At 70.2% G+C, this 23,556-nt stretch carries 31 protein-coding genes and 4 tRNA genes; 9 read left to right on the forward strand and 26 right to left on the reverse strand.

Annotated elements, in window-relative coordinates:
* The 19 genes from yajC to Q5722_RS01060 all read right to left on the reverse strand — a co-directional run bounded on the left by yajC (position 1) and on the right by Q5722_RS01060 (position 16,013).
* Positions 1-276 carry a preprotein translocase subunit YajC gene (gene yajC, locus Q5722_RS00970; RefSeq protein WP_305026340.1) on the reverse strand — a complete coding sequence of 92 codons (276 nt, stop codon included), beginning with the start codon at positions 274-276 and terminating at the stop codon, positions 1-3.
* A gap of 69 nt (positions 277-345) precedes the next feature.
* Positions 346-1,377 carry a Holliday junction branch migration DNA helicase RuvB gene (gene ruvB / locus Q5722_RS00975; protein ID WP_305028314.1) on the reverse strand — a complete coding sequence of 344 codons (1,032 nt, stop codon included), beginning with the start codon at positions 1,375-1,377 and terminating at the stop codon, positions 346-348.
* A 71-nt stretch (positions 1,378-1,448) separates the two neighbouring features.
* The gene (ruvA, locus tag Q5722_RS00980; protein WP_305026341.1) at positions 1,449-2,045 is read right to left on the reverse strand and encodes a Holliday junction branch migration protein RuvA; all 597 of its coding nucleotides are present in this window, start codon (positions 2,043-2,045) and stop codon (positions 1,449-1,451) included.
* On the reverse strand, positions 2,042-2,563 hold the full coding sequence (gene ruvC, locus Q5722_RS00985) for a crossover junction endodeoxyribonuclease RuvC (RefSeq protein ID WP_305028315.1): 522 nt from the start codon (positions 2,561-2,563) through the stop codon (positions 2,042-2,044). The genes ruvA and ruvC overlap by 4 nt, the downstream gene beginning before the upstream one ends.
* Before the next feature lie 82 nt (positions 2,564-2,645).
* On the reverse strand, positions 2,646-2,999 hold the full coding sequence (locus tag Q5722_RS00990; RefSeq protein WP_305026342.1) for an iron chaperone: 354 nt from the start codon (positions 2,997-2,999) through the stop codon (positions 2,646-2,648).
* 71 nt (positions 3,000-3,070) lie between these two features.
* Entirely contained in the window at positions 3,071-3,838 is a 768-nt protein-coding gene (locus Q5722_RS00995; protein WP_305026343.1) for a YebC/PmpR family DNA-binding transcriptional regulator, read from the reverse strand.
* Positions 3,839-3,885: 47 nt separating this feature from the next.
* Positions 3,886-4,497 carry a pyridoxal 5'-phosphate synthase glutaminase subunit PdxT gene (gene pdxT / locus Q5722_RS01000; RefSeq protein ID WP_305026344.1) on the reverse strand — a complete coding sequence of 204 codons (612 nt, stop codon included), beginning with the start codon at positions 4,495-4,497 and terminating at the stop codon, positions 3,886-3,888.
* A 9-nt stretch (positions 4,498-4,506) separates the two neighbouring features.
* The gene (locus tag Q5722_RS01005; protein ID WP_305026345.1) at positions 4,507-5,205 is read right to left on the reverse strand and encodes a TetR/AcrR family transcriptional regulator; all 699 of its coding nucleotides are present in this window, start codon (positions 5,203-5,205) and stop codon (positions 4,507-4,509) included.
* Positions 5,206-5,250: 45 nt separating this feature from the next.
* The gene (locus Q5722_RS01010; RefSeq protein WP_305026346.1) at positions 5,251-6,720 is read right to left on the reverse strand and encodes an FAD-dependent oxidoreductase; all 1,470 of its coding nucleotides are present in this window, start codon (positions 6,718-6,720) and stop codon (positions 5,251-5,253) included.
* A gap of 33 nt (positions 6,721-6,753) precedes the next feature.
* The gene (locus tag Q5722_RS01015; RefSeq protein ID WP_305026347.1) at positions 6,754-7,752 is read right to left on the reverse strand and encodes an AurF N-oxygenase family protein; all 999 of its coding nucleotides are present in this window, start codon (positions 7,750-7,752) and stop codon (positions 6,754-6,756) included.
* 63 nt (positions 7,753-7,815) lie between these two features.
* Positions 7,816-8,709 carry an acyltransferase family protein gene (locus Q5722_RS01020; RefSeq protein WP_305026348.1) on the reverse strand — a complete coding sequence of 298 codons (894 nt, stop codon included), beginning with the start codon at positions 8,707-8,709 and terminating at the stop codon, positions 7,816-7,818.
* A 50-nt stretch (positions 8,710-8,759) separates the two neighbouring features.
* A complete protein-coding gene (locus tag Q5722_RS01025) occupies positions 8,760-9,311 on the reverse strand; it encodes a DUF6891 domain-containing protein (RefSeq protein WP_305026349.1) in 552 nt (183 codons plus the stop codon).
* A 35-nt stretch (positions 9,312-9,346) separates the two neighbouring features.
* Entirely contained in the window at positions 9,347-10,246 is a 900-nt protein-coding gene (gene pdxS, locus Q5722_RS01030) for a pyridoxal 5'-phosphate synthase lyase subunit PdxS (RefSeq protein ID WP_305026350.1), read from the reverse strand.
* 70 nt (positions 10,247-10,316) lie between these two features.
* Entirely contained in the window at positions 10,317-10,970 is a 654-nt protein-coding gene (pgsA, locus tag Q5722_RS01035; protein WP_305026351.1) for a phosphatidylinositol phosphate synthase, read from the reverse strand.
* 12 nt (positions 10,971-10,982) lie between these two features.
* The gene (locus Q5722_RS01040; RefSeq protein ID WP_305026352.1) at positions 10,983-11,753 is read right to left on the reverse strand and encodes an inositol monophosphatase family protein; all 771 of its coding nucleotides are present in this window, start codon (positions 11,751-11,753) and stop codon (positions 10,983-10,985) included.
* Positions 11,754-11,839: 86 nt separating this feature from the next.
* Entirely contained in the window at positions 11,840-12,460 is a 621-nt protein-coding gene (locus tag Q5722_RS01045) for an antibiotic biosynthesis monooxygenase (RefSeq protein ID WP_305026353.1), read from the reverse strand.
* A gap of 100 nt (positions 12,461-12,560) precedes the next feature.
* Positions 12,561-13,103 (reverse strand): HIT family protein, encoded by a 543-nt coding sequence (locus tag Q5722_RS01050; RefSeq protein WP_305026354.1) that lies wholly within the window; start codon positions 13,101-13,103, stop codon positions 12,561-12,563.
* A 103-nt stretch (positions 13,104-13,206) separates the two neighbouring features.
* On the reverse strand, positions 13,207-15,198 hold the full coding sequence (gene thrS, locus Q5722_RS01055; RefSeq protein ID WP_305026355.1) for a threonine--tRNA ligase: 1,992 nt from the start codon (positions 15,196-15,198) through the stop codon (positions 13,207-13,209).
* 131 nt (positions 15,199-15,329) lie between these two features.
* Entirely contained in the window at positions 15,330-16,013 is a 684-nt protein-coding gene (locus Q5722_RS01060) for a GAF and ANTAR domain-containing protein (RefSeq protein WP_305026356.1), read from the reverse strand.
* A gap of 143 nt (positions 16,014-16,156) precedes the next feature.
* Between Q5722_RS01060 and Q5722_RS01065 the strand changes: the two genes are divergently transcribed.
* The gene (locus tag Q5722_RS01065; protein WP_305026357.1) at positions 16,157-16,669 is read left to right on the forward strand and encodes a DUF6328 family protein; all 513 of its coding nucleotides are present in this window, start codon (positions 16,157-16,159) and stop codon (positions 16,667-16,669) included.
* On the opposite strand, the gene Q5722_RS01070 is transcribed toward Q5722_RS01065, so the two are convergent.
* Positions 16,640-16,873 (reverse strand): hypothetical protein, encoded by a 234-nt coding sequence (locus Q5722_RS01070; protein WP_305026358.1) that lies wholly within the window; start codon positions 16,871-16,873, stop codon positions 16,640-16,642. The genes Q5722_RS01065 and Q5722_RS01070 overlap by 30 nt on opposite strands.
* Positions 16,874-16,908: 35 nt before the next feature.
* Positions 16,909-17,085: a hypothetical protein gene (locus tag Q5722_RS01075; RefSeq protein WP_305026359.1), complete on the reverse strand. Its 177-nt coding sequence runs from the start codon at positions 17,083-17,085 to the stop codon at positions 16,909-16,911.
* 154 nt (positions 17,086-17,239) lie between these two features.
* Between Q5722_RS01075 and Q5722_RS01080 the strand changes: the two genes are divergently transcribed.
* The 4 genes from Q5722_RS01080 (at position 17,240) to Q5722_RS01095 (ending at position 20,002) form a co-directional block, all read left to right on the forward strand.
* Positions 17,240-18,064 (forward strand): sigma-70 family RNA polymerase sigma factor, encoded by an 825-nt coding sequence (locus Q5722_RS01080; RefSeq protein WP_305026360.1) that lies wholly within the window; start codon positions 17,240-17,242, stop codon positions 18,062-18,064.
* Position 18,065: 1 nt separating this feature from the next.
* Positions 18,066-18,917, forward strand: coding sequence for an SDR family oxidoreductase (locus Q5722_RS01085; protein WP_305026361.1), 852 nt, complete (start codon positions 18,066-18,068; stop codon positions 18,915-18,917).
* Positions 18,918-18,956: 39 nt separating this feature from the next.
* Positions 18,957-19,685: a VIT1/CCC1 transporter family protein gene (locus tag Q5722_RS01090; RefSeq protein WP_305026362.1), complete on the forward strand. Its 729-nt coding sequence runs from the start codon at positions 18,957-18,959 to the stop codon at positions 19,683-19,685.
* Between the two features lie 122 nt (positions 19,686-19,807).
* Positions 19,808-20,002: a hypothetical protein gene (locus Q5722_RS01095; protein ID WP_305026363.1), complete on the forward strand. Its 195-nt coding sequence runs from the start codon at positions 19,808-19,810 to the stop codon at positions 20,000-20,002.
* Between the two features lie 37 nt (positions 20,003-20,039).
* On the opposite strand, the gene Q5722_RS01100 is transcribed toward Q5722_RS01095, so the two are convergent.
* The 3 genes from Q5722_RS01100 to Q5722_RS01110 all read right to left on the reverse strand — a co-directional run bounded on the left by Q5722_RS01100 (position 20,040) and on the right by Q5722_RS01110 (position 20,328).
* Positions 20,040-20,114 (reverse strand) — tRNA-Val (locus tag Q5722_RS01100).
* 22 nt (positions 20,115-20,136) lie between these two features.
* A tRNA-Cys gene (locus Q5722_RS01105) sits at positions 20,137-20,210 on the reverse strand.
* A 45-nt stretch (positions 20,211-20,255) separates the two neighbouring features.
* Positions 20,256-20,328, reverse strand: a tRNA-Gly gene (locus tag Q5722_RS01110).
* Between the two features lie 107 nt (positions 20,329-20,435).
* Here Q5722_RS01110 and Q5722_RS01115 point away from each other — a divergent pair.
* A complete protein-coding gene (locus Q5722_RS01115; protein WP_305026364.1) occupies positions 20,436-21,152 on the forward strand; it encodes an aminotransferase class IV in 717 nt (238 codons plus the stop codon).
* 76 nt (positions 21,153-21,228) lie between these two features.
* Here Q5722_RS01115 and Q5722_RS01120 read toward each other — a convergent pair whose 3' ends face one another.
* The gene (locus tag Q5722_RS01120) at positions 21,229-21,657 is read right to left on the reverse strand and encodes an SsgA family sporulation/cell division regulator (RefSeq protein ID WP_305026365.1); all 429 of its coding nucleotides are present in this window, start codon (positions 21,655-21,657) and stop codon (positions 21,229-21,231) included.
* Positions 21,658-21,827: 170 nt separating this feature from the next.
* Here Q5722_RS01120 and Q5722_RS01125 point away from each other — a divergent pair, with 170 nt between their 5' ends.
* The 3 genes from Q5722_RS01125 to Q5722_RS01135 all read left to right on the forward strand — a co-directional run bounded on the left by Q5722_RS01125 (position 21,828) and on the right by Q5722_RS01135 (position 23,387).
* Positions 21,828-22,220: a PGPGW domain-containing protein gene (locus Q5722_RS01125; protein ID WP_305026366.1), complete on the forward strand. Its 393-nt coding sequence runs from the start codon at positions 21,828-21,830 to the stop codon at positions 22,218-22,220.
* A gap of 17 nt (positions 22,221-22,237) precedes the next feature.
* Positions 22,238-22,309: transfer RNA gene (locus Q5722_RS01130), tRNA-Val, on the forward strand.
* Between the two features lie 73 nt (positions 22,310-22,382).
* Entirely contained in the window at positions 22,383-23,387 is a 1,005-nt protein-coding gene (locus Q5722_RS01135) for an FUSC family protein (RefSeq protein ID WP_305026367.1), read from the forward strand.
* Here Q5722_RS01135 and Q5722_RS01140 read toward each other — a convergent pair.
* Positions 23,377-23,550: a CsbD family protein gene (locus tag Q5722_RS01140; protein ID WP_305026368.1), complete on the reverse strand. Its 174-nt coding sequence runs from the start codon at positions 23,548-23,550 to the stop codon at positions 23,377-23,379. The two genes, Q5722_RS01135 and Q5722_RS01140, sit on opposite strands and share 11 nt — an antisense overlap.
* Positions 23,551-23,556: the final 6 nt, after the last annotated feature.

Genomic DNA, 23,556 nt, shown 5'->3' on the forward strand with positions numbered 1-23,556 from the left:
TCAGCCATCCATTCCGTCGAGCACTGTCTTGCCCACAAGCGCGCCTCGCGCGATCTCGACGACGACCTGCGGTGCGACCTCGAGGCCCACGCGGTCCTCCGCGAGGTGGGCGATGGTGCCGAACATCCCGCCCGAGGTGACCACACGGTCTCCGACGGCGAGCTCCGACTGCATCTGCGCCGTCGCCTTCTGACGGCGTCGCATCGGCAGGATCATCAGAAACCAGAAGACGGCGAAGATGCCGACAAGCGGCAGCAGGGCGCCAAGGTCCTTCACGAAATCAGGGCCTCTCGAAAGGGGTCGTCGTCGGGCCGCTCCAGCGGCCGCGGTGCAGTGTAGCCCGCGTCAGGAACCAGGAAGCGGGTCGTCCCCCGGTGCGCCGAAGGGCTGCTGCAGACCGAGGTGCGCCCACGCCGCCGGAGTCGCGACCCGCCCGCGCGGAGTGCGCGCGAGGAAGCCGTTGCGGACCAGGAACGGCTCGGCCACCTCCTCGACGGTCTCCCGCTCCTCACCCACGGCCACCGCCAGCGTCGAGATGCCCACCGGCCCTCCGCCGAAGCGTCGGCACAGGATGTCCAACACCCCGCGGTCGAGGCGGTCGAGCCCGCTCGCATCGACCTCGAAGAGGTCGAGCGCCTTGCGCGCGACGTCGAGGGTGACCACGCCGTCGGCGCGGACCTGCGCGTAGTCGCGAACACGGCGGAGCAGGCGGTTGGCGATGCGCGGCGTCCCCCGCGACCGTCCGGCGATCTCCGAGGACCCCTCGTCGGTGAGCTCCACGTCGAGCAGGTGGGCGCTGCGGTGCACGATGCCATCGAGCTCGTGCGGCTCGTAGAACTCCAGGTGGCCCGTGAACCCGAAGCGGTCACGCAGCGGGCCGGGCAGCAGCCCGGCGCGGGTGGTCGCGCCGACGAGCGTGAACGGCGGGATCTCCAGCGGAATCGAGGTCGCCCCCGGCCCCTTGCCGATGATCACGTCGACACGGAAGTCCTCCATGGCCATGTAGAGCATCTCCTCGGCCGGCCGGGACATCCGGTGGATCTCGTCGACGAAGAGCACCTCCCCCTCGTTGAGGCCGGAGAGGATGGCCGCGAGGTCACCGGCGTGGGTGATCGCCGGCCCGCTGGTCAGGCGCAGCGGCGCCTCCATCTCGGCCGCGATGATCATCGCGAGCGTCGTCTTGCCCAGGCCCGGCGGACCGGAGAGCAGCACGTGGTCGGGGACCCTCCCCCGCGCCTTCGCCGCATCCAGCACCAGCCCGAGCTGCTCGCGGACCCGCTCCTGGCCGATCACCTCGTCGAGACGTCGTGGCCGCAGCGCGGCTTCCACCGCACGCTCGTCGGAGTCGGCCTCGGCCGCGGTCAGGCGCCCCTCCATCCGGGCCAGGTGCTCCGCTTCGTACGCCGACAGCCCGGTGTCGTCGTACTCGAGGTCGTCGCGGGCCATCGTCACGCCTTCCGCAGGGTCTGCAGGGCGGCGCGGAGGAGCGCGCCGATGTCCGGAGTTGGGCCGGCGTCCGGCGCGACGACGTCGACCGCCTTCTCCGCCTCCTTCGCCGACCAGCCGAGGCCGGTGAGGCCCTCGACGACCTGGGCTCGCCAGGCGTCGACGACCGGCGTCGGGACAGCGCCGCCGCGACCGACGGGCGCACCGATGCGGTCCTTCAGCTCGAGGATGATCCGCTGGGCCCCCTTCTGACCGATGCCCGGGACCTTGGTCAGTGTCTTGACGTCCTCGCCCGCGATCGCGATCCGCAGGTCGTCGGGCCCGAGGACCGCGAGGATCGCCTGGGCCAGCTTCGGGCCCACCCCGCTCGCCGTCTGGACGAGCTCGAAGCAGGACTTCTCGTCGTCGTCGAGGAAGCCGAAGAGGGTCAGGGAGTCCTCGCGCACGACCATGCTGGTCGGGAGGGTCGCCGTGGCACCGTGGCGCAGCGTCGCGAGGGTGCCGGGCGTGCACTGCAGCTCGAGGCCGACTCCGCCCACCTCGAGGACCGCACTGGTGAGGCCGAGTGCGGTGACGGTGCCACGGACGTGAGCGATCAACGGGTGCCTGCCTTCAGGGCCTGGGCAGCGACGGCTGCCTCGAGTCGGGACTGCGCGCCTCCGCGCCAGATGTGGGTGATGGCCAGCGCGAGCGCATCGGCGGCATCGGCCGGCCTGGGCATCGCGTCGAGGCGCAGGATGCGGGTCACCATGAGGCCGACCTGCGCCTTGTCCGCTCGGCCGTTGCCGGACACCGCGGCCTTGACCTCCGACGGCGTGTGCATCGCGACGGGGATGCCGCGCCTCGCTGCGACGACCATCGCCACCCCGGCGGCCTGGGCGGTGCCCATGATCGTGCTGACGTCCGAGCGCGCGAACATCCGCTCGATCGCGACCGCGTCCGGTCGGTGCTCGTCGATCCAGGCGTCCACGCCCTTCTCGATCGTCACGAGCCGCTCCCAGACCGGCAGCGCCGAGGTGGTGCGGATGACGTTGACGTCGACGAGGGCCAGGGGCCGGCCGAGCGATCCCTCGACGACACCCATGCCCATGCGGGTCAGTCCCGGGTCGATGCCCAGGACCCGCATCGGCGACTGGCTCTGCGAACGCATGTTCGAACCCTAGCCGTCTCCGGTGTGCGAGGACCGGCCCGACACGCGGTCAGCCCAGCGCGCGGTCGATGCGATCACGCGACCACAGCACCATCTCGTCGTACGCCGCGAGCGGGACGCGGTGGGTGGCCGTGAACTGCACGCCGCCCTTCGTCGACGGCAGCCCGTCGAGACGGTCGCGCACGAGGTCGACCGGTTCGGAGCCGAAGGGGAAGAGCGAGAACCCCTTCCTCGTCCGCACCACCGACACGAGGCCACGGCCGCGGTAGGTCAGGCACGCCATCGCGTACTTGCGTCCGGGCGCGGCCTCCGGCACCAGCTCAAGCGCCCGGGCGTAGTAGCCGCGGATCACCTCGGCATCGGCGGGCGCGAGCCCGGCCAGGTACGAGTCGACCTCGGTCATGGCGCCATGATGGCAGCCAGGACCGAGGTCGGCATCAGCTCGTGCGTGACGGCAGGACGCCGCCCGCCGGATCAGGCGTCGAGCTCCTCGAGGATCTCGTCGGAGATGTCGGCGTTGGAGAACACGTTCTGCACGTCGTCGAGGTCGTCGAGGACGTCGACCAGCTTCATGACCTTCTCCGCGGTCGCGGCGTCGGCGACGGGGATGTCCATCGACGCGACGAACTCGGTCTCCGCGGAGTCGTAGTCGAGGCCGGCGTCCTGGACGGCGGTGCGGACCGCGAGCACGTCGGTGGCCTCGGACTGGATCTGCCACGAGTCACCGAGGTCGTTGACCTCCTCGGCGCCCGCGTCGAGGGTCGCCTCGAGCACGGTGTCCTCATCGACGTCCTTGCCGTCCTGCGACTTCGCGACGACGACGATGCCCTTGCGGGTGAAGAGGCGCGAGACCGAGCCCGGGTCGGCCATGGTGCCGCCGTTGCGGGTGACCGCCGTGCGGACCTCCATCGCGGCACGGTTCTTGTTGTCGGTGAGGCACTCGACGAGGAGGGCGACGCCCGCGGGGCCGTAGACCTCGTACATGATCGTGTCGTAGGCGACCGAGTCGCCCGACAGGCCCGCGCCCCGCTTGATCGCGCGGTCGATGTTGTCGTTGGGGACCGACTGCTTCTTCGCCTTCTGGACGGCGTCCACGAGCGCGGGGTTGCCGGACAGGTCAGCGCCGCCGGCCCGCGCCGCGATCTCGATGACCTTGATCAGCTTCGCGAAGCTCTTGGCCCGCTTGGCGTCGATCGCCGCCTTCTTGTGCTTCGTGGTTGCCCACTTGGAGTGGCCGGACATGCGCTCTCTTCCGTCAGACGTGCAGATGCTCCCGGGAGGACGGCGCCTCAGGACCGGACGAGCTCGACGAAGAGCTCGTGGATCCGCGTGTCGCCGGTGATCTCCGGGTGGAACGACGTGGCGAGCAGACGCCCCTGTCGGACCGCGACGATCCTATCCCCACCGGGTGCCGTCACCGTGGCGGCCACTTCCGCGGCGCCGCCGACCTTCTCGACGTACGGCGCGCGGATGAACGTCGCGGGGGAATCGAAGGCCGTTGCCCAGGAGGGATTGAAACGGACGGTGGCCTCGAAGGAGTCGACCTGCCGCCCGAAGCCGTTGCGCCGCACGACCATGTCGATGCCGCCGAACGTCTCCTGGTCGGCGGTGCCGCCCTCGATCGCGTCGGCGAGCATGATCATGCCCGCGCACGTGCCGAAGGCCGGCAGTCCGTCGCGCAGGCCCTGCCGGAGAGGCTCGAACAGGTCGAAGATGCGCGCGAGCTTGCCGATCGTCGTCGACTCGCCACCGGGGATCACGATGCCGTCGACCTGCGCGAGCTCGGCCGGGCGGCGTACGCCGATGGTCTGCACGCCGCACTGCTCGAGCATGGCGCGGTGCTCACGGACGTCTCCCTGGAGGGCGAGGACTCCGATGGTCAGGCTGCTGGTGGTGCTCACGCGACGATTCTAGTTTTGCGTCGCGGCGAGCAGCGTCGTCAGGTTCGCGATGGGCAGGTTCGGGTCGAGCTTGCCACCGCGCGTGCTGGCCATGCCGTCCAGCTGGTACCAGATGATCTGCGAGAGCCGGTAGGCCAGCGGCTCCGGGTCGGGCTTGCGGTCCTCGCCGCGCGCCAGCCACAGGCGAACGGCGGAGACGATCTGCGACACCACGCCGAAGGCGACCAGGTCGACCGTCGCCGCGTCGTCCTCGTCGAGCTCGACTCCGAGCACCGTGGCACCCTCCAGGAGCAGCGGCTTGAACTGCTCCGAGATGCCGCGGATGACGTTGCGGACCGGGTTGTCGATCTTGCCGGGCAGCTCGCGCATGGCGAAGCGGTGCAGGGCCCGGTGGTCGTGCGCCCACTGGACGTAGCGGAGGACGGCGCGCTCGATCACGTCGCGCAGGCCGCCACCCTCGACGACGGCGCCGATGATCTGCTCGGTCAGCATGTCGAGCGCACGGCGCTGGACCGCGCGGTCGAGGTCGTCGCGGTCGACGAAGTGGCGGTAGACCACTGGCCGGCCGATGCCGGCCTTCTTCGCGATCAGCTGGACGTGGATGTCGGTGCCGGGCGGGTGCTCCTCGGTCGCCTCGATGGCTGCCTGGATGATGGCAGCGCGACGCTCACGCTTGTGCGCTTCCCAGCGCACACTGCGCCCGTCCACCTGCGGTTCGTCGGTCCCCATGACCCACTTTCGGCCCAGAAGTTGCTATCGGGCCGCCATCTTGTCAGATCCGGGGGCGATTCGTGCGCTGGCGACGTCGGCGAGCAGACTGTCGACCGTCTCCTCGGCGCACGTCTTGTTGGTGCCGAGAAAGCCCGTGGGACCGCGCTTGATCCATCCGGCGACGTAGACGCCGGGCTCGACACGGCCCTTCTCGTTGGGGACGGTGCCGGTCTTCTCGTCGAACGGAAGGCCCGGAACCGGGCGACCGCGGTAGCCCACGCTCCGCAGCACCATCGACGCCTCGATGGTCTCGCGCTGATCGGTCAGCTCAGCCCGGACCGGACCGGCCTGGTCGGCGACGAGAACGGTGTGGGCGACCTCGAGGCCCGTCGCGCGCGTCGTCCCGGTGACCGCGACCGGGGCGGACAGGAAGCGCAGCACGATCCGGCGCCGCTCCCCTGTCGCCGCGGGGCGCGCGGCGATCTCGCGGAGAAGGTCGACCTTCGGGCTCGCCGGCAGGCCCGCGAGGACCGTCTCGCCGTCGTGGACCACCACGTCGACCTCGGTCAGCCCGGCGAGGCCGACCAGCTCGGGCAGAGTGAACGCCGCTTCGGCCGGTCCGCGGCGACCGAGCACGACGACCTCGCGGACGCTGCTGGACCGCAGCGCCTCGAGCGCGGCCGGTGCGATCTCGGTGCCCTCGAGGGAGCTCGGGTCGGCGGTCAGGATGCGTGCGACGTCGAGGGCCACGTTGCCGTTGCCGACGATGACGACCCGCTCGCCGGTGAGGTCGGGCGCGACGTCCGCGTGGTCCGGATGGCCGTTGTACCAACCGACGACCGAGGTGGCGGAGATGCTGCCGGGCAGCTCCTCGCCGGGGATGCCCATGGCTCGGTCTGCCGACGCGCCGACGGTGTAGACGACCGCGTCGTACGCCGCAGCCAGCTGCTCGTGGGAGACGTCCTTGCCGACCTCGACGCCGAGCTCGTAGGTGAAGCCCTGCTGCTTCTCGATCGTCTCGAAGAGGCTGCGGATCCTGCGGGTGTGCGCGTGGTCGGGAGCCACGCCGAAGCGGGCGAGGCCGTGCGGCACGTCCAGCCGGTCGAGGACCGTCACCGTGACGCCCGGGAAGTGCAGCAGCTCGTCGGCGACGTACAGGCCTGCCGGACCGGCGCCGACGACGGCGACGCGGAGGCTGTCCGCCGCCGGCCGCTCACGCCGCCGCAGCGGTGCCAGGACCGGGCGGTCGCTCCGGTCCACGCCGGCGAAGAAGTCCGCGTTGATGTCGACGAACGGCAGCTCGGCCGGAGCCAGCCGGGTGTGTGCCTTGATGGCCCCGACGGGGCATGCGGTGACGCACGCGCCACAGTCCACACAGGTCTGAGGGTCGATGTAGACCTGCTCCGCGAGGGCGAAGCCGTCCTCGAGCGGACCGGGGTGGATGGCGTTGACCGGGCAGGCGACGACGCACGAGGCGTCGGCGCAGCACGACTGGGTGACGACGTGGGGCATGACGTCCTGTCTCAGGTGGAAGTGGGCCGACCGTCAGGCGGCGTGGTGGTCGACCGCGGCCGGCTCGTGGATCGTGCGGTCGTGGATCTCGCCGCGGAAGCGCGACGGAGTGCCGCCGATGTTGAGGCGCTTCCACAGGTGGCGTGCGACCCGGTTGTCGGCGAGGCCCACCTTCGACGTCAGCATGCGCACGTCGCCGAAGATCTCGCTGAGCACGATGCGGCGCTCGGGAGCGCCCCAGTAGATGTCCTGGATGACCTCGCGCGGGATCTCGAGCTCCTTGCACATGCGACCCGGCGGGATCAGGATCATGTCGGCCATGATCCGGAACGCCAGCGGCGTGAGGACCGACAGCAGGCCGCGGCGGATCCGGCCCATGCCCGGAGCGTCCTCGGTCAGCTTCGCGTGGGCGAAGGAGATGTGGCGCGCCTCCTCGGCGACGTGGATCTGCATGATGCGGCGCATCAGCGGGTGGATCTTGCCTTCGCCGGCGCGCAGGTAGACCTTCTGCATGTGGTCGATCGGCTCCTCGCCGCCGAGCACCAGTACGAAGAAGAACTCCGGGAAGATCCGCGCGAACGACGGGATCAGGTTCTGCATGACGAACGTCTTGGTCCACTTCTGCATGCCCGGGGCGTCGTACTCGCAGCGGTTCACGAACTCCTGGAACATCTGCGTGTGGTGCGTCTCCTCGGTCGCCTCGTGGGTGACGTAGCGGAACTCCGGCGAGCCGTTGGGCAGGTCGTAGACGTACTGCATGAGGCCGCGGATCAGGAGGTTCTCGAACTCGAGGCCGACCTTCGCGACCTGCGCCATGTAGGCGCGGCCGATCTGCCGCTGACGGTCCGCGGGAAGCGCCTGGTACCACGGGTGGGCGCCCATCTCGTGCTCCGGCGGAAGGACCCACTGGGGGTTGTCCGCGGAGACGTCGTAGGAGCTCCAGTCGATGTCGACGAACGGGTCGAAGTGGAGGTCAACCGAGCCCTGCGACAGCGTCGCCAGGTGCTCTTCGTAGCTCACGTCAGTCGTCATGCTTCACCTCGTCGTGTGACCGCGCTCACCGGTTAGTGAGACGCCGTGTTCATGACAACGACGTTAGTGGGACATGGCGTCCCGGAAAACAGGAAAGGTGGTGTTTCCGACCGTGGGTTGCGTCACATTGGCCCGCGGCCACGCGAAGAGCAGGCGCCAGCGCGGGGCGTGCTGCACCGCCGCCAGGGCACGGCCCGCAGCGAGCGCCAGGCCGACCGTGAGGACCCAGACCAGCCAGGGCATCCGGACCTCGAGGCCTGCCCACAGCAGCGGCACGGCGTACACGACGACCGGCATGTGGCAGACGTAGTAGACGATCGAGCTGCGTCCGACGGAGGCGAGAGCAGGGACGTGCACGCGACGAGCTGCCACTGCGACAGCGGGTGGCACGCGGCCGGGCAGCGCGCGGCCGAGCACGTCGCCGAGCAGGAAGAACGGGAAGAGCCACACGAACCGGGCGGCGTCCGGATCGAGCCCCGAGACACCGTGGGCCAGCACGAAGCCACCGACCATGAGCGCTGTCCGCACCGGCGCCGGCAGCGGGCCGGCGAGGAGGTGGAACGCGAAGAGCCAGCCGAGGAACCACAGGTAGCCCTGCGGGTCGTGGAAGGCCTGGCCGACGAGGTGCCAGGGCACGGGACGGCCCGCTGAGGCGGCGTCGAGCAGGACGTGCGCCAGGTCGACGGCCATCCACACGGCGTAGGGCCACAGGATCGCGCGCACCTTGCCGGCGACGTGCCGATGCAGGCCCTTCGCGAGCGAGCGCGAGAGCAGCACGCCGCTCAAGAGCATGAGCAACGGCATCCGCACGGGCTCGAGGTGCTCGTTGACCCAGACGAGCGGACGCAGCGCCGCGCCCGTGACGAGCGTGGTCGTCAGCTGCGCGTGAAGGCCGATCACCGCGACGACCGCTCCCCCGCGCAGCGTGTCCATCCAGTCCATGCGTGCGCGGCTCATGGAGACACCGAACACGGGACGCATGACCCGTCAGTGACGCTGCGGTGAACTCAGATGCGCCGCTGCCAGAGCGCGGCGACCTCGATCCGGCCCTCGTCGAACCGGGCCCGCAGGCCATGGCGCTCCAGGCACGCGAGGACGGAGGTGGTGAGCGCGTCACCCTCCGCCGCGTTGGCGCCGTCGGCGTGCCAGAGGTTCACCTCGAGCATGGGGGTGTCGACGGCGTGCCAGACGTCCATCACCACGAACCAGATCACCCCACGCAGCTGGCCGGCGGCCTCCTCGAGGGCGCGCCGGGCCGCCCAGTGGTCCTCGACGCCGGCCAGGACCTTCACGCCGTGCTGCTGGCACTCCACGAACGCCGCACGCAGGCGGTCCACATCGGTGGTGGCCGGCCATCCGGCCTGCTCCTCGAGCAGCTCCTTTCGGGCCGCGGCGAGCCAGGCCCGGGCCAGGATGCCGGGGTCGGTGTGCGGCAGCTCGGCGGCAACGGCTTCCCGGACCTCGTCGAGCTGCTCGGCCTCGTTGAGCAGGCCCGCGCGGACCTGCAGACGCGCGAACGCGCGGAGCTCACGCTCCGCGCGTTCGGTGTTGGTGCTCATCAGTCAGGGTCGACGACCAGAAGGACCGGCCGTGGTCACCAGCCGCGCTCTTCGAGGCGGTGGTGCACCGGGATGTCGGCGACGTTGATGCCGACCATCGCCTCACCCAGACCCCGCGACACCTTCGCGATCACATCCGGGTCGTCGAAGAACGTCGTCGCCTTCACGATCGCCTCAGCACGCTGCACCGGGTTACCGGACTTGAAGATGCCCGAGCCCACGAACACACCCTCGGCACCCAGCTGCATCATCATCGCCGCATCCGCCGGAGTCGCGATGCCACCCGCGGTGAACAGGACCACCGGGAGCTTGCCGGTCTCGGCGACCTCCTTGACCAGCTCGTACGGCGCCTGGAGCTCCTTGGCCGCGACGTACAGCTCGTCGGGGGCGAGCGTCGTCAGGCGGCGGATCTCGGCACGCAGGGTGCGCATGTGGGTGACCGCGTTCGAGGCATCACCCGTACCGGCCTCGCCCTTGGAGCGGATCATCGCCGCACCCTCGGTGATCCGGCGCAGCGCCTCACCCAGGTTCGTCGCACCACAGACGAAGGGAACCGTGAAGGCCCACTTGTCGATGTGGTTGGCGTAGTCGACCGGGGTCAGCACCTCGGACTCGTCGATGTAGTCCACACCGAGCGACTGCAGCACCTGCGCCTCGACGAAGTGACCGATGCGAGCCTTGGCCATGACCGGGATCGAGACCGCCTCGATGATGCCGTCGATCATGTCCGGGTCGGACGCGCGCGAGACGCCACCCTGAGCACGGATGTCGGCCGGGACGCGCTCGAGAGCCATCACCGCCACGGCACCGGCGTCCTCGGCGATCTTCGCCTGCTCCGCGTTGACGACGTCCATGATCACGCCGCCCTTCAGCATCTCGGCCATGCCGCGCTTGACGTGGGAGGTGCCGGTGGTGGGGTTCTGCTGCTCGCTCATGCCACCAATCCTAGGGCCGCGTGGTTCACGATCCGACACCGGGAGGGGCCGGTGGAACGGCCGCGATCGATCAGGCCGAGGCGTCCTGCGCCGCGACCTCCGCGATGCACTGCTTCCGGACCTCCCAGATGCGCTGGCCGACCGTGATGGTGGTGGTCACGGCCATGAACCAGAGCACCGCCTCGATGAGGTACGGAAGTCCGAAGAGCGCCGCGACGCCCGTCGCCACGAGCGTGAAGACCAGACGGGTGGCCCGCTCGGCGATGCCCACCTGCGCGGTCATGCCCAGCGACTCCGCCTTCGCCCGGACGTACGAGGTGACACTGCCCATCACCAGGGCGATGAGGCAGAGCACCTGGTACAGGTGGGGGCTGCCGAGCTCGATCAGCTCGTCGCCGTGCGGGCTGGCGAAGTAGAGAGCGAGTCCGGCGAAGATCGCACCGTCGGCGACGCGGTCGAGCGTGGAGTCGAGGAACGCCCCGAAGCGGGTGGTGCGGCCCGAGAGGCGCGCCATGTGGCCGTCGATCAGGTCGCTGAAGACGAACGCCGTGATGAACATGACGCCCGCGAAGAGCCGTCCCTGCGGGAAGAACACGAGCGCACCGGCGCAGACGCCGAAGGTGCCGACGATGGTGACCGCGTCAGGGCTGATGCCGAGGCGGAGGAAGAACTTGGCGAGGGGCGCGATGATGGCGGTCCAGAAGCCGCGGAAGCGTTCGAGCATGGTGGGCGCAGGCTATCGCTCGTCGCGCAGCGCCGTCACAACCTCGCCGGCCGCGGTCGGGAGCCCGAGGACGTTCCACGTCACTCCCCCGGCCTCGACCTCCTCGCGCACGCCTCCGAGCGACCGGACCAGCGCCTCGCCGGGCAGGCGGTCCCACAGGGGGACGTCGTGCTGGAAGCTGACGCCCAGGATGCCGGTCGCCACCGCGACCGCGTCCATGCTGCCGGAGCCGAGGACCCGCAGCGTGGCCGGCCGGGCCACGGCTCGTCGCCACGCCGCGCCGACGGGGGTGGTGTGCCGGTCCGGGTGCAGGTAGGTCGCGGCACAGACCTCGTGGACCCCAAGGTCCCCCAGGGAGGCCAGGGGCAGCCCGTCGCGCGTGGCCGGGTGCCCCGGCCCTCCGGCGTACGTCGTGTCGGTCGCGGGGTGGTGGATGGCGCCGAGCACGACGTCGTCGTCGGTGGTCAGCGCGATCGCCGAGCACCACCAGTCCAGGCCGTGGAAGAAGTTCCAGGTGCCGTCGACGGGGTCGATCACCCAGGTGCGCCCCGACGTGCCCTGATGAGCGGCGCCCTCCTCGCCGAGGATGGAGTCATCGGGCCGGAAGGCACGCAGGCGCGCCACGACGTGTGCCTCGGCCGCGTGGTCGGCGGCAGTGACGATGTCGGACAGCGACGTCTTGTGGCTCGCCGCGAGCCCTTCGGCACGCATCGAGGCGGCGAGGTGTCCGGCCTCGCGCACCAGCGTGGCGGCGAGCTGCAGGTCGGCGCGGAGGTCGTCCATGCGCCGCACGCTACCCGCGGACGGTGACCGCGCGGGGACCGGCGAGCAGCCGGGCGGCGAACGCGCCGCCCGGCGTTCACCCACGCTCAGACGACCTCGGGCACCCGCAGGTGGGCGATGGCCAGCTCGAACTCGGCTGCGTCGAGCACATCGACCCCTGCCTCGCGTACGCCGCGCTCCCGGATCGCCCAGCTCTCCTCGCGGCTGGCCTCCATCGCGTCGCGGCTCTCGAAGGCGGTGGTGGCACAGGCCCGGCGCGTCTCCCGGTCCACCATCAGGCTGGCACTGCAGAACCCGGGCAGCGCCTCCAGCATCGGGAGCAGGACGTCACGGTAGATCCCGATGCCGCGGTCCATCTCGGTGTGGTCGGTGCGCAGCCAGACGGCGCGGGCGCACGCTCCCTGGTGGGTGAAGTGCTCGCGGTGCATGGCCGCGATCTCCCACTCCTCGACGCCCGCGAACCCGCCGAGGATCCGTGCCGCCTCGTCGCGGACCTCACCCAGGCTCGCGAAGCTCGCGCGCAGCGACTGCTCGTCGAGCCAGGAGCTCGTGGCGATGCAGTGGCCCTGCTCGCGGTCGACCATGAGCGAGATGCCGAGGCATCCTTCGGTCTCCGTGAGCGACGGCATGACCGTGTCGCGGACGAAGTCGACCAGCCGGTCGACGTTCTCCGGCTTCCCGTGGATCGTGGTGGAGCGTGCAAACACGTCGGTCTCCCTGCTTCGGGGACGGCGCCCCGGCGGCGCCGCCGCTCCCCTCCACCGTCTGCCCGACCGACGGGTAACGCAACCCCTGACCCCGGGTGACCTACCAGGAGTCGGCGAGGAGCATCCGCGTGTCGCTCATGACCTGCGGCAGCACCTTCGTGCGGCCGATGATCGGCATGAAGTTCGCGTCGCCGGACCAGCGCGGCACCACGTGCTGGTGCAGGTGGGCCGCGATGCCGGCGCCCGCGATCGCGCCCTGGTTCATGCCGATGTTGAAGCCGTGGGCGCCGGACACGAGCCGGATCACCTCCATCGCCCGCTTGGTCAGCGCGGCGATCTCGACGACCTCCTCGGGGGTCGTCTCCGTGTAGTCGCCGATGTGGCGGTACGGGCAGACCATGAGGTGCCCCGGCGAGTACGGGTAGAGGTTGAGGACGACGTAGGCGAGCTCACCGCGGTGGACGACCAGGCCCTCCTCGTCACCGAGCGTCGGGATCCGGCAGAAGGGGCACTCGCCGACGGAGCTGTCCGAGGGCTTGCTCTCGCCCTTGATGTAGGCCATGCGGTGAGGCGTCCAGAGCCGCTCCAGCCCGTCGGGCTCGCCCACACCGTCCTGGCGGATCGCCTGCTCGTCGCTGTGCATGCGGACATCCTTCCAGCCCGTGGCTCGCCGAGGACACCGCGGGCAGGTGGAGCACGACGAACGCCCCGCCGGCAGGTCCGGCGGGGCGCCCGTTGCTGGGTGGTCAGACCTGCTCGCGGCTCGCGACCGCGGCCTGGACCCGGGCGATCGCCTCGGCGATCGGCACACCGTTGTCCTGTCGGCCGTCTCGGTAGCGGAACGAGACCGCGCCCTTCTCGACGTCGTCGTCGCCGGCGATCATCATGAACGGCACCTTCTGCAGCTGCGCGTTGCGGATCTTCTTCTGCATGCGGTCGTCGGACTCGTCGACCTCGACCCGCAGGCCCTGCGCGTTCATCTGCTTGGCGACGTCGTAGAGGTAGTCGACGTGGCGCTCGGCGATCGGGATGGCGGTGACCTGGACCGGCGCGAGCCACGGCGGCATGGCACCGGCGTAGTGCTCCAGCAGGACGCCGAAGAAGCGCTCGATGGAGCCGAACTTCGCCGAGTGGATCATCACCGGCTGGTGCTTGGTGCCGTCAGGACCGACGTACTCGAGGCCGAAGCCCTTGGGCTGGTTGAAGTCGTACTGGACAGTGCCCATCTGCCACGTGCGGCCGATGGCGTCCTTCGCCTGGACCGAGACCTTCGGACCGTAGAACGCGGCGCCGCCCGGGTCGGGAACGAGCTCGAGGCCGGTCTCTGCACAGACGTCGGCGAGCACCTGGGTCGCGACCTCCCAGTCCTCGTCGGAGCCGACGAACTTGTCCTTCTTGGAGTCGTCGCGGGTCGACAGCTCCAGGTAGAAGTCGCTGAGGCCGAAGTCCCGGAGCACGGTCAGCATGAAGTTGAGCAGGTGCTTGACCTCGGCCGGCGCCTGCTCCTTGGTGCAGTAGCTGTGCGAGTCGTCCTGCGCGAAACCACGGACGCGGGTCAGGCCGTGGATGACACCCGACTTCTCGTAGCGGTAGACGTGACCGAACTCGAAGAGGCGCAGCGGCAGCTCGCGGTAGGAGCGGCCACGGGAGCTGTAGATCAGGTTGTGCATCGGGCAGTTCATCGCCTTCAGCTGGTAGTTCTGACCCTCGAACTCCATCGGCGGGAACATCGTGTCCGCGTAGTACGGAAGGTGGCCGCTGGTGTGGAACAGGCCGTCCTTGGTGATGTGCGGGGTGCCGACGTAGGAGAAGCCCTCCTCGATGTGGCGCTGGCGGACGTAGTCCTCCATGACCCGCTTGATGACGCCACCCTTCGGGTGGAACACGGGAAGGCCGGAGCCGATCTCGTCCGGGAACGAGAACAGGTCGAGCTCCTTGCCGAGCTTGCGGTGGTCGCGGCGCTCGGCCTCCTCGAGCAGGTGGAGGTAGTCGTCGAGCGCCTCCTTCGACTCCCAGGCGGTGCCGTAGACGCGCTGGAGCTGCTTGTTCTTCTCGTTGCCGCGCCAGTACGCCGCCGCCGACCGCATCAGCTTGAACGCCGGGATCCGCTTGGTCGTCGGCAGGTGCGGACCGCGACACAGGTCCTTCCAGACCGTCTCACCGTTGCGGTTGAGGTTGTCGTAGATGGTGAGCTCACCCGCGCCGACCTCGGCGGAGGCACCCTCGGCCGCCTCGGCCGAGTTGCCCTTGAGGCCGATCAGCTCGATCTTGTACGGCTCGTTCGCGAGCTCGACGAGCGCGTCGGCGTCGTTGGTCACCCGGCGTGAGAACTTCTGGTTCTCCTTGATGATCTTCTTCATCCGCGACTCGATCTTCTCGAGGTCGGCCGGGGTGAAGGGAACCTCGACGTCGAAGTCGTAGTAGAACCCGTTCTCGATCGGCGGGCCGATGCCGAGCTTCGCCTCCGGGAAGATCTCCTGCACGGCCTGGGCGAGCACGTGGGCACACGAGTGCCGGAGGATGTCGCGACCGTCCTTGGACGCCATCGCGACGCCCTCGACGGTGTCGCCGTCGACGAGCTCGTAGCTCAGGTCCTTGAGGGCACCCTCGAGGCCACCCACGCGCGCCGCGATGACGTCAGGCTGCTCGGTGAAGAGCTCCCATGCCTTCGTGCCGGCGGCGACGGTGCACTCCTCCGTGCCGTCTGCGGTGACGATGCTGACCTTGATCTCGGACACGGTTGAGCTCCCTCAGGTTGCGGGCGGGCTACGGCCCCGCCTCGTGGCGTGATCCTAGCGACGACAGCGTGCGGTCTCGAACGCGTATCGGGTGCCCGTCCGGGCAGCGACGCAGCGGTGCGGGCTGCCGGTCAGAGCTCGGGCAGCCTGCGGGTGGACACGAGCTCGCGCGCCACCTCGTTCAGCTTCGTGTTGGTCGTCTGCGAGTAGCGACGCAGGACGTCGAAGGCCTGCGCGTCGTCGAGGTCGTAGCGCTCCATGAGGATGCCCTGCGCCTGGCCCACCAGCTTGCGCGCGTCGATCGCCTGGCTGAGCGACTCCTCCTGGCGCGCGGCAGCCAGCGCCACCGAGGCATGCCGGCCGATGATCTCCGCGATCGCGACCTCGTCGACGTCGAACGCATGCGGCCGGCTGGCGTAGAACGTCAGGGCGCCGAGGGTGTGCTTCGAGGTCCACAGGCGCACCGACAGCGCGCTGTGGAGCCCGAGCCCCGCGACGGACGGACCCCAGTGCGCCCAGCGGCTGTCGAGTGCCGAGTCCTTCACGAGGACGGAGTGCTCTTCACGCACCGCGACGAACGCCGGCCCCTCGCCGAGGTCGACCTGGAGCCGGTCCGCCTTGTCGGCGATCTCTGCGGTGCGCGGCCCGCTCTCGACCAGCCTTCCGTGCCGCAGGAGCAGGATCGAGGCGCAGTCGGTGCCCACGAGCGCAGGGGCCGAGTCGAGCAGCAGCTCGATGGTCTCCTCCAGACCACCCTGCTCGTGCAGCTCGTGGGCGAGCTGGGCGAACGTGAGCGCTGAGCGCGGCTCCGGCACGGACAACCTCCGAGGCACTCTGGCAGGGCGGAATGCCCATCCTGCCGTCCCCGGAAAGGTAGCGCCGATCTCCGTCCCACCGCAGCGCTTCGCCTGTGCAGGCACAGGTAGTCCGCCGCCCGCGCGCGGGTACGGGGCGGTGCATGAGGCACGTACCCGGTCCCGACCCCGACGATCCCAAGACGCTCGACCGCAACTTCCACGAGCTGCTGCAGGAGCTGCGCGTGACCCAGACAGGCGTCCAGCTCCTGTCCGGCTTCCTGCTCACGGTCCCGTTCTCGGACCGTTTCAAGGAGCTCGACGACGTGCAGCTCGCGGCGTACGTCGTGGTCTTCTGCGGCTCGCTGCTCGCGACGTCCCTGCTGGTCGCACCGGTCGCCTTCCACCGCGTGCTGTTCCGGCGACGTCAGCGCAAGCTGATCGTCGAGCTGGCGAACTGGTGCGCGCTCGGCGGCCTGGCGGTGCTGGGGCTGGTCACCAGCGGGATCCTGTTCCTGGTGATCGACCTGGTCGCCCCACGCCCCGCGGCCGTGGCCTCGTTGGCCTTCGCGCTCGTGCTCTTCGCCGTCATCTGGGCGGTGCTGCCCCTGGTCGGGGCAGCCCGCACCCACGGACACGTGGTCGAGTCAGGCGACGAGCCTGTTGCGGAGGAGTGACTTCGCCTCCTCGGCCCCACGGATGGAGGACGTCTGGGCGCGTGCGAAGAAGGCAGCGGCCTCCTCGTCGCCGGCGCGTCGCGCATCCTCGATGTACGTCTCGAGGCGCAGCGCGTTGCTGAGGCAGGTCTCCGTGAACCAGATCAGGTTGTAGTCCTTGTCGGCGGTGCCGGTGATGACGCCCGCCTCGGTGAGCTGTGCCATGGATCTCTCCCTCGTGTAGATGGTGTGCCCGGGAGTTACCCGCGTGGCCCCGACCCATGCTCCGTGGTGGGGTGCTCCGTCGGGTCGGTCCGCTCCGGGAGGTCGCCGACGACCTCCTTGCCACGGCGCCGGTCGCGCAGGGCGGCGAACACGAGGATGCTCGCGACGAAGGCGAGGGCGATTGCTCCAGCGAGCCAGTAGGTCCAGTGCATGCGGCCGGTGTACCCATCTGCAGAACCTTCATGCATCGGCGTGCTTGGCCTTGTCCTGGTGGTCTGGACCGGTCTAGGTTCGAAATGCAGCACAGGTGACACAGACCTGCTCAAGACGTGGGCAGGCTCCATACGAATCCCGCAAGGAATCGTCATGCACCTCTCTTCCATCTCTGCGAACACTGCTGTCAACAACCCGCACAGCCCCCTCAGCCGCCTGGAGCGGCGTCAGCGCACACGGGCTCTCCTCGCCCTCGCGCACAGCACCTCGTCCGAGCAGGAGCGCCGTGAGGCCCTCGACGAGGTCGTCCGGATCAACATGCCGGTCGCCCGCACCCTCGCCGCGCCGTACGGCGGTCGCGGCATCCCGCTCGACGACCTCGAGCAGGTGGCGTACATGGCCCTCATCCGGGCCGCACGCGGCTATCACCCGGACCGGTCCGGTGACTTCCTCGCGTACGCCGTGCCGACCATCCGTGGCGAGGTGAAGAAGCACTTCCGCGACCACGGCTGGACCGTCAGGCCGCCGCGGAGGATCCAGGAGCTGCAGGCGGAGGTCATCCGCACGCGATCGGAGCTCGAGCAGGAGACCGGCCACGAGCCCGACCTGGCCGAGATCGCCGAGGCGATCGGCGAGGACGAGGCCGAGGTCGCCGAGGCGATGGCAGCCGACGGGTGCTTCTCGCCGAGCTCGCTGGACCAGCCGGTCCGCTCGTCGGGCACCCCGCTCGGGGAGCTCATGGCCAGCGAGGAAGACGGCTTCGACGCCGCGGAGGCCCGCGCCATGCTGGCCGACGCGATCCGCACCCTCGGGCCGCGTGACCGGAAGATCCTGCGGATGCGCTTCTTCGACGGGCTCACGCAGAAGGAGATCGGTCGCGAGATCGGTGTCACGCAGATGCAGGTCTCGCGCCTGCTGACCCGGATCCTGGCGGACCTCCGCTCGGCCCTCCATGTCGACCTCCCGGCGGCGAGCTGAGATGACGACACCTGTCCAGATCCCGGCCCAGCGGCAGGAGCCGCCGGGCCACCAGGGCTGGATGGAGCCGGTCCCGGACTGCGGTGAGGAGACCTACCGCGGTTCGGGCCGGCTCGCCGGCAAGAAGGCCCTGATCACCGGGGCCGACAGCGGCATCGGACGCGCGGTGGCCATCGCCTACGCCCGCGAGGGCGCCGACGTGGCGATCGCCTACCTGAACGAGGATGCCGACGCGGAGGCGACGGCCGCGCTCGTGGAGGAGGCCGGGCAGCGTTCCCTCCTGCTGCCCGGCGACCTCGCCGAACCAGGCCTGGCGGCCGAGCTGGTGCAGCGCACCGTCGACGAGCTCGGGGGACTCGACGTCCTGGTCTGCAACGCGGCGTACCAGATGGCCCACGAGTCCATCGCCGAGGTCAGCGACGAGGAGTGGGACCGCACGTTCGACGTGAACATCGGCGCCATGTTCCGCCTCGTGAAGGCTGCACTCCCCCACCTGCGCGAGGGCAGCGCGATCATCGGCAGCTCCTCGGTCAACTCCGACGCCCCCAACCCGACGCTGGCTCCGTACGCCGCGACCAAGGCCGCGATCGCCAACTTCTGCGCCTCCCTGGCGCAGGAGCTCGGACCGCGCGGCATCCGGGTCAACAGCGTGGCCCCGGGCCCGGTCTGGACGCCGCTGATCCCGTCGTCCTTCCCGGAGGAGAAGGTCGAGGGCTTCGGCTCCGACACACCGCTCGGCAGGGCCGCCCAGCCGGCCGAGCTCGCGCCGGCGTACGTCCTGCTGGCCTCCGACGAAGCCAGCTACATGTCCGGCGCTCGGGTGGCGGTGACCGGGGGACGTCCGATCCTGTGAGCGGGGCACTGCCCCTTCACCGCTGCTAGCGTCGCGTCCATGGCGAATGACACGACTCCTCCCCCGCCGCTGGCGCACCCGGACGAGCCGCACGCGGCCTCGACGGCGAGCCGGCTCAACTGGCTGCGCGCAGGCGTCCTGGGCGCCAACGACGGCCTCGTCTCCACGGCCGGCCTGGTGATCGGCGTCGCCGCCGCGACACCGGAGCCCACCGCGATCCTGACGGCGGGCATCGCCGGCCTCGCCGCAGGCGCTGTCTCCATGGCCCTGGGCGAGTACGTCTCCGTGAGCACACAGCGCGACACCGAGCTCGCGCTGATCGCCAAGGAGAAGCACGAGCTGAAGCACGAGCCCGAGGAGGAGTTCCTCGAGCTGGTCGGTCTTCTCGAGCAGCGCGGCCTCTCCCCCGAGACGTCGCAGAAGGTGGCGCACGAGCTCACCGAGGCAGATCCGTTGCGCGCACACCTGGCGCTGGAGCTCGGCATCGACCAGGAAGACCTGACCAACCCCTGGCACGCGGCGATCTCGTCGGCGATCTCGTTCAGCCTCGGCGCCCTCATCCCGATCCTGGCGTCGCTGATCGGGTGGCACCGCCTGCCGTGCATCGTGGTCGCGGTCGCCCTCGGCCTGGTCGCCACCGGCTACATCTCCGCTCACCTCGGCGACGCGCGGCGCGGTCGCGCCATGACGCGGGTCCTGGTCGGCGGCCTGATGGCGATGGCGATCACCTACGTCGTCGGTCGTGCCGTCGGCGCCAGCGGGATCTGACCCCGTCGGCCGCGACATCGCGGCCGACAGGCCCGCGGGCCATTCGGCCCGGGCCAGGGCGACCCCGGGCCCTGTCGCGACCACCGCACGCGCGCGATGCTGGCGGTGATCGGAGGTGCACCATGACTCAGAGCCAGGTCAGGCACGACAACGCCGAGGCGCTGCGGGACGAGGCCGTCGACGAGATCGAGGAGGTCGGCCGCTTCCTCGCGGCCCCTTTCCTCGCGGTCGCAGCCCTCGCCACCTACGGCGCCATCCAGGTCGCGAACCGGGTGATCCGGGCACGCGACGACTGGCGCCAGCACCGGCACGCCTGAAGGACGAAGCCCCCTCCGGATCCCGGAGGGGGCTTGGTGGTGGGCGATACTGGGTTTGAACCAGTGACCTCTTCCGTGTCAAGGAAGCGCGCTACCGCTGCGCCAATCGCCCAAGCTTTTGAGTTGTGGTGAGTTGGAGGTGGGTACCGGATTTGAACCGGTGTACACGGATTTGCAGTCCGTTGCCTCGCCTCTCGGCCAACCCACCATGGAGGCCTGGTGTGGCCCAGTCAAGGTGCACTTGACTTCTCCGAGCGGACGACGAGACTCGAACTCGCGACCCCAACCTTGGCAAGGTTGTGCTCTACCAACTGAGCTACGTCCGCTTGTTGTTTCCGCGGCTTCCGCCCCGGGCAACGACGAGAACATTAGCGGAACGCATCCGACGTGCAAAATCGGGGGTCCGGAGCGTGTCGGGTGGCAGGATTTCCCCATGCAGGCAACGGCGAACGGCGTCTTCACGACCGTGCTGGTCCGCGACGGCGAGCCCCACCACCTCGGCCTGCACCTTCGCCGGATCGACCAGAGCGCCCGGATCGCCGGCCTGCCCGCGCCCGACTGGCGCACCGTCGACGCGCGCGTCACGGCCGCCCTCGTGGAGGCCGGGGCGACCGTCAGACCCTCCTCGCGGATGCGGATCCGCTGGGACGGCGACACGCTGACCGTCACCGCTGCGCCGTTCGCGGGACACGACGCGACGACCAGTGCGCTCCGTGCCGACGAGGCCCGCGATCCGACCGCACCCGCAGCCGGGGCGAAGACCGAGGCGCTGGGCGACCAGGGCCGCCGCCTCCTGGCATGGGCACACGAGCGGGGGGCGGGTGAGGCCCTCCTGGCCACCACCGGCGGCTTTCTCGCCGAAGGGGCCACGAGCAATGTCTTCTACGTGATCGGGGGCGAGCTGCGGACGCCGACGGCCTCGACCGGCCTCCTGGACGGCATCGCGAGGCGCCTCGTCCTCGCGGCGACCGGCGGACGCGAGGTCGACGCGCCGTACGACGTGCTGCGGGACGCGGACGAGGTCTTCCTGACCAGCAGCCTGCGCGGCGTACAGCCCGTGACGAGCGTCGATGGCCGGGAGATCGGTGGTCCCGGGCCGACGACGCGTGCCGCACAGCGTGCGTGGCAGGCGTTGCCGGTCGGCGACTGACAGGGCACGACGGCGAAATGGAACAAGGTCCGAACCCCTCCCTCCGGGGTTCGGACCTTGCTGGCGAGGAGGCTGATCAGGCAGCCATGAGCTGGCCGATCAGCATGTCCAGATCGAGGTGCTCGCCCTCGGTGCCGAGAGGCACGGCAGCGAGCGTGCGGTTGACGAAGCGGTAGATGTCCTTGGTCGCGACCTGGACGAGCAGCTCGCCGTCGGGCGAGTGGAGCTCGATGATCACGACGGCCTGGCCGTCGGCGTCGAGGCACGGCCACACGTGGACATCTCCATCGCCTGCAGGCGTGGTGAGGCCGCGGACCATGAGGTCACGGGCGAAGGTCCAGACCACGTCCCCGCCCACCGTGCGGAACGTCATCGTGACCGCGTAGGGGTCGGTGGAGGTGTACCCGAGCTCGCCGGGGAGGGTCATCGCCTGACCCGCGCCATCGACACAGTCGAGGGTGACGGACTCGGTGACCGTCGTCGTCCTGATCTCGTCGAACTGCATTGCTTCCTCCAGGTGGACCCGGGCCGCTCAGCGTGGCCTTCGCGGATGAAACGGGTGCCATCGACGGTCATGACGCGGTTTCCGCACGACCTCTGGGGTGACCCCAGTCACAGTGCACGGACGGGGTCAGCCGGCCGCCCGGGCGAACACTCCCCCGCTAACCTCGCCCCATGGCGGAGGTGCACTGGCTCAGGCGGCTGCACGAGCGCCTGCACGCACACCCGGTCAGTGGAGCGATCACGAAGCTCGTCGTCACGGTCGCCGGCCTCCTCGTGCTGACCGCCGGGCTGGTGATGATGGTGACGCCCGGGCCCGGCATCGTCGGGATCCTCGCGGGCCTCGGGCTCCTTGCACTGGAGTGGGAGTGGGCCCGCCGCTGGCTCAGCACCGCGCGGCACAAGGCCGCCGTCGCGGCTGAGCGGGCGCGCACCATGGACCCCGCCGTACGCCGACGACGTGCGCTGCTGCTCGGCCTCGCCCTGGCGCTCGCATGCGTGGCCGCGGCAGCCCTCGTCTGGCGGTTCGGCTGGCCCGGTTTCGGCTCACTGAACCCTTTGCGCTAGGGTTTCTGACACACCACGGGTGATTGGCGCAGTGGTAGCGCACTTCGTTCACACCGAAGGGGTCACTGGTTCGAACCCAGTATCACCCACCGCGGGACGAGCCCCGCTGGTCTGCGGAGACGCGACCAGCGGGGTTTTCTCATTTCTCGGAGGAGGACGGGTGTGACCGTGCCGGGCCCGGTGCAGGCGGCGTTCGTCGTGCAGCGTCTCGAGGGCACCCGCTGGGTGGCGCTGCGTGCCGCCGTGTCGACGGGTGCTCCCCTGCTGCTGCTCTGGGCCTCCGGCCACCTCGAGTGGTCGCTCTATGCCACCTTCGGCGCCTTCGCCTCGGTCTACGGGCGCGGCGAGTCGCACCGCACCCGCCTCACCATGCAGACCACCGTCGGCCTGCTGCTCACCGCTGCGGTCAGCCTCGGAGCAGCCGTGGGCTGCCTCGACAGCCGGGCATGGGTTGCGGTCGCGGCCTCGGCTGGGGTGGCAGCCGTGGGGGCCGTGCTGTCCGACCTGCAGCAGTGGCACCCGCCAGGTCCGATGTTCTTCGTCTTCGCCGTCGCGTCGACGGGTTCCATCCCGGCAGTCCCGTCCGACGTGCTCACTTCCGCCGTCGCCGCTGCCGCTGCCGCCGCGTTCGCCGTCGCCGTGGGCGCCGTGGGTGCCGTCCGCAGCGGATGGGGCGTCGCCCGACCGCGACCCGGGCGGGCGCTCGACCGGGCCCTGCGGCGCCATGTCGCCCGCAGCGTGGTCGCCGTGGTCCTCGCAGGGACGATCGCCACCTCCGTCGGGATCGGGCGCCCCTACTGGGCGATGATCGCCGCGGTCGTGCCGCTGGCGGCACGGGAGCTCGACGCCCAGCTGACGCGAGCACTGCAGAGGGCGGCGGGCACGACGCTTGGCCTCGTGCTCGCCGCCCTCCTGCTCGAGCTGCACCTCGGCGGTCTGGTGACGATCCTCGTCGTCACCGTGCTGCTCGCCGCGACCGAGGTCCTGGTCGGCCGCAACTACGCGCTGGCGCTGGTCACCATCACGCCGCTGGCGCTGCTCATGGTCCACCTCGCCAGTCCGACGCCGACCGGCGTCCTGCTGTGGGACCGCTGGATCGAGACGATCATCGGTGTGGTCATCGGCGCCGGCGTCGGCTACCTGACGCGCGTCCACGTCACTCGGTGAAGGCGTCCTTCAGCTTCTCGCCGGCCTGCTTGAGGTTCGCCTTCGCCTTCTCGACGGTCCCCTCGGCCTCGAGGTCCTCGTTGTCCGTCGCGTCGCCGACCTTCTCCTTGGCCGCGCCCGACATCTCCTCGAACTTGTTGGCTGCCTTGTCCTCGAACCCCATGGTTCC

The organism is Nocardioides jiangxiensis (assembly GCF_030580915.1).
Classification (GTDB): domain Bacteria; phylum Actinomycetota; class Actinomycetes; order Propionibacteriales; family Nocardioidaceae; genus Nocardioides; species Nocardioides jiangxiensis.

Excerpts from the sequence above, each read along its gene's own strand:
- Q5722_RS00990 (WP_305026342.1), bottom strand. The coding sequence starts at position 2,999 with ATGACCGAGGTCGACTCGTACCTGGCCGGGCTCGCGCCCGCCGATGCC.
- Q5722_RS01090 (WP_305026362.1), top strand. The coding sequence starts at position 18,957 with ATGGCGAATGACACGACTCCTCCCCCGCCGCTGGCGCACCCGGACGAG.
- Q5722_RS01040 (WP_305026352.1), bottom strand. The coding sequence starts at position 11,753 with ATGGACGACCTCCGCGCCGACCTGCAGCTCGCCGCCACGCTGGTGCGC.
- Q5722_RS01140 (WP_305026368.1), bottom strand. The coding sequence starts at position 23,550 with ATGGGGTTCGAGGACAAGGCAGCCAACAAGTTCGAGGAGATGTCGGGC.
- Q5722_RS01065 (WP_305026357.1), top strand. The coding sequence starts at position 16,157 with ATGAGGCACGTACCCGGTCCCGACCCCGACGATCCCAAGACGCTCGAC.
- Q5722_RS01010 (WP_305026346.1), bottom strand. The coding sequence starts at position 6,720 with ATGCCCCACGTCGTCACCCAGTCGTGCTGCGCCGACGCCTCGTGCGTC.
- Q5722_RS01075 (WP_305026359.1), bottom strand. The coding sequence starts at position 17,085 with ATGCACTGGACCTACTGGCTCGCTGGAGCAATCGCCCTCGCCTTCGTC.
- Q5722_RS01125 (WP_305026366.1), top strand. The coding sequence starts at position 21,828 with ATGGCGGAGGTGCACTGGCTCAGGCGGCTGCACGAGCGCCTGCACGCA.
- Q5722_RS01085 (WP_305026361.1), top strand. The coding sequence starts at position 18,066 with ATGACGACACCTGTCCAGATCCCGGCCCAGCGGCAGGAGCCGCCGGGC.
- pdxS (WP_305026350.1), bottom strand. The coding sequence starts at position 10,246 with ATGAGCGAGCAGCAGAACCCCACCACCGGCACCTCCCACGTCAAGCGC.
- Q5722_RS01015 (WP_305026347.1), bottom strand. The coding sequence starts at position 7,752 with ATGACGACTGACGTGAGCTACGAAGAGCACCTGGCGACGCTGTCGCAG.
- Q5722_RS00995 (WP_305026343.1), bottom strand. The coding sequence starts at position 3,838 with ATGTCCGGCCACTCCAAGTGGGCAACCACGAAGCACAAGAAGGCGGCG.
- Q5722_RS01095 (WP_305026363.1), top strand. The coding sequence starts at position 19,808 with ATGACTCAGAGCCAGGTCAGGCACGACAACGCCGAGGCGCTGCGGGAC.
- Q5722_RS01080 (WP_305026360.1), top strand. The coding sequence starts at position 17,240 with ATGCACCTCTCTTCCATCTCTGCGAACACTGCTGTCAACAACCCGCAC.
- Q5722_RS01120 (WP_305026365.1), bottom strand. The coding sequence starts at position 21,657 with ATGCAGTTCGACGAGATCAGGACGACGACGGTCACCGAGTCCGTCACC.
- Q5722_RS01020 (WP_305026348.1), bottom strand. The coding sequence starts at position 8,709 with ATGAGCCGCGCACGCATGGACTGGATGGACACGCTGCGCGGGGGAGCG.
- ruvB (WP_305028314.1), bottom strand. The coding sequence starts at position 1,377 with ATGGAGGGGCGCCTGACCGCGGCCGAGGCCGACTCCGACGAGCGTGCG.
- Q5722_RS01050 (WP_305026354.1), bottom strand. The coding sequence starts at position 13,103 with ATGCACAGCGACGAGCAGGCGATCCGCCAGGACGGTGTGGGCGAGCCC.
- Q5722_RS01025 (WP_305026349.1), bottom strand. The coding sequence starts at position 9,311 with ATGAGCACCAACACCGAACGCGCGGAGCGTGAGCTCCGCGCGTTCGCG.
- Q5722_RS01070 (WP_305026358.1), bottom strand. The coding sequence starts at position 16,873 with ATGGCACAGCTCACCGAGGCGGGCGTCATCACCGGCACCGCCGACAAG.
- Q5722_RS01115 (WP_305026364.1), top strand. The coding sequence starts at position 20,436 with ATGCAGGCAACGGCGAACGGCGTCTTCACGACCGTGCTGGTCCGCGAC.
- pgsA (WP_305026351.1), bottom strand. The coding sequence starts at position 10,970 with ATGCTCGAACGCTTCCGCGGCTTCTGGACCGCCATCATCGCGCCCCTC.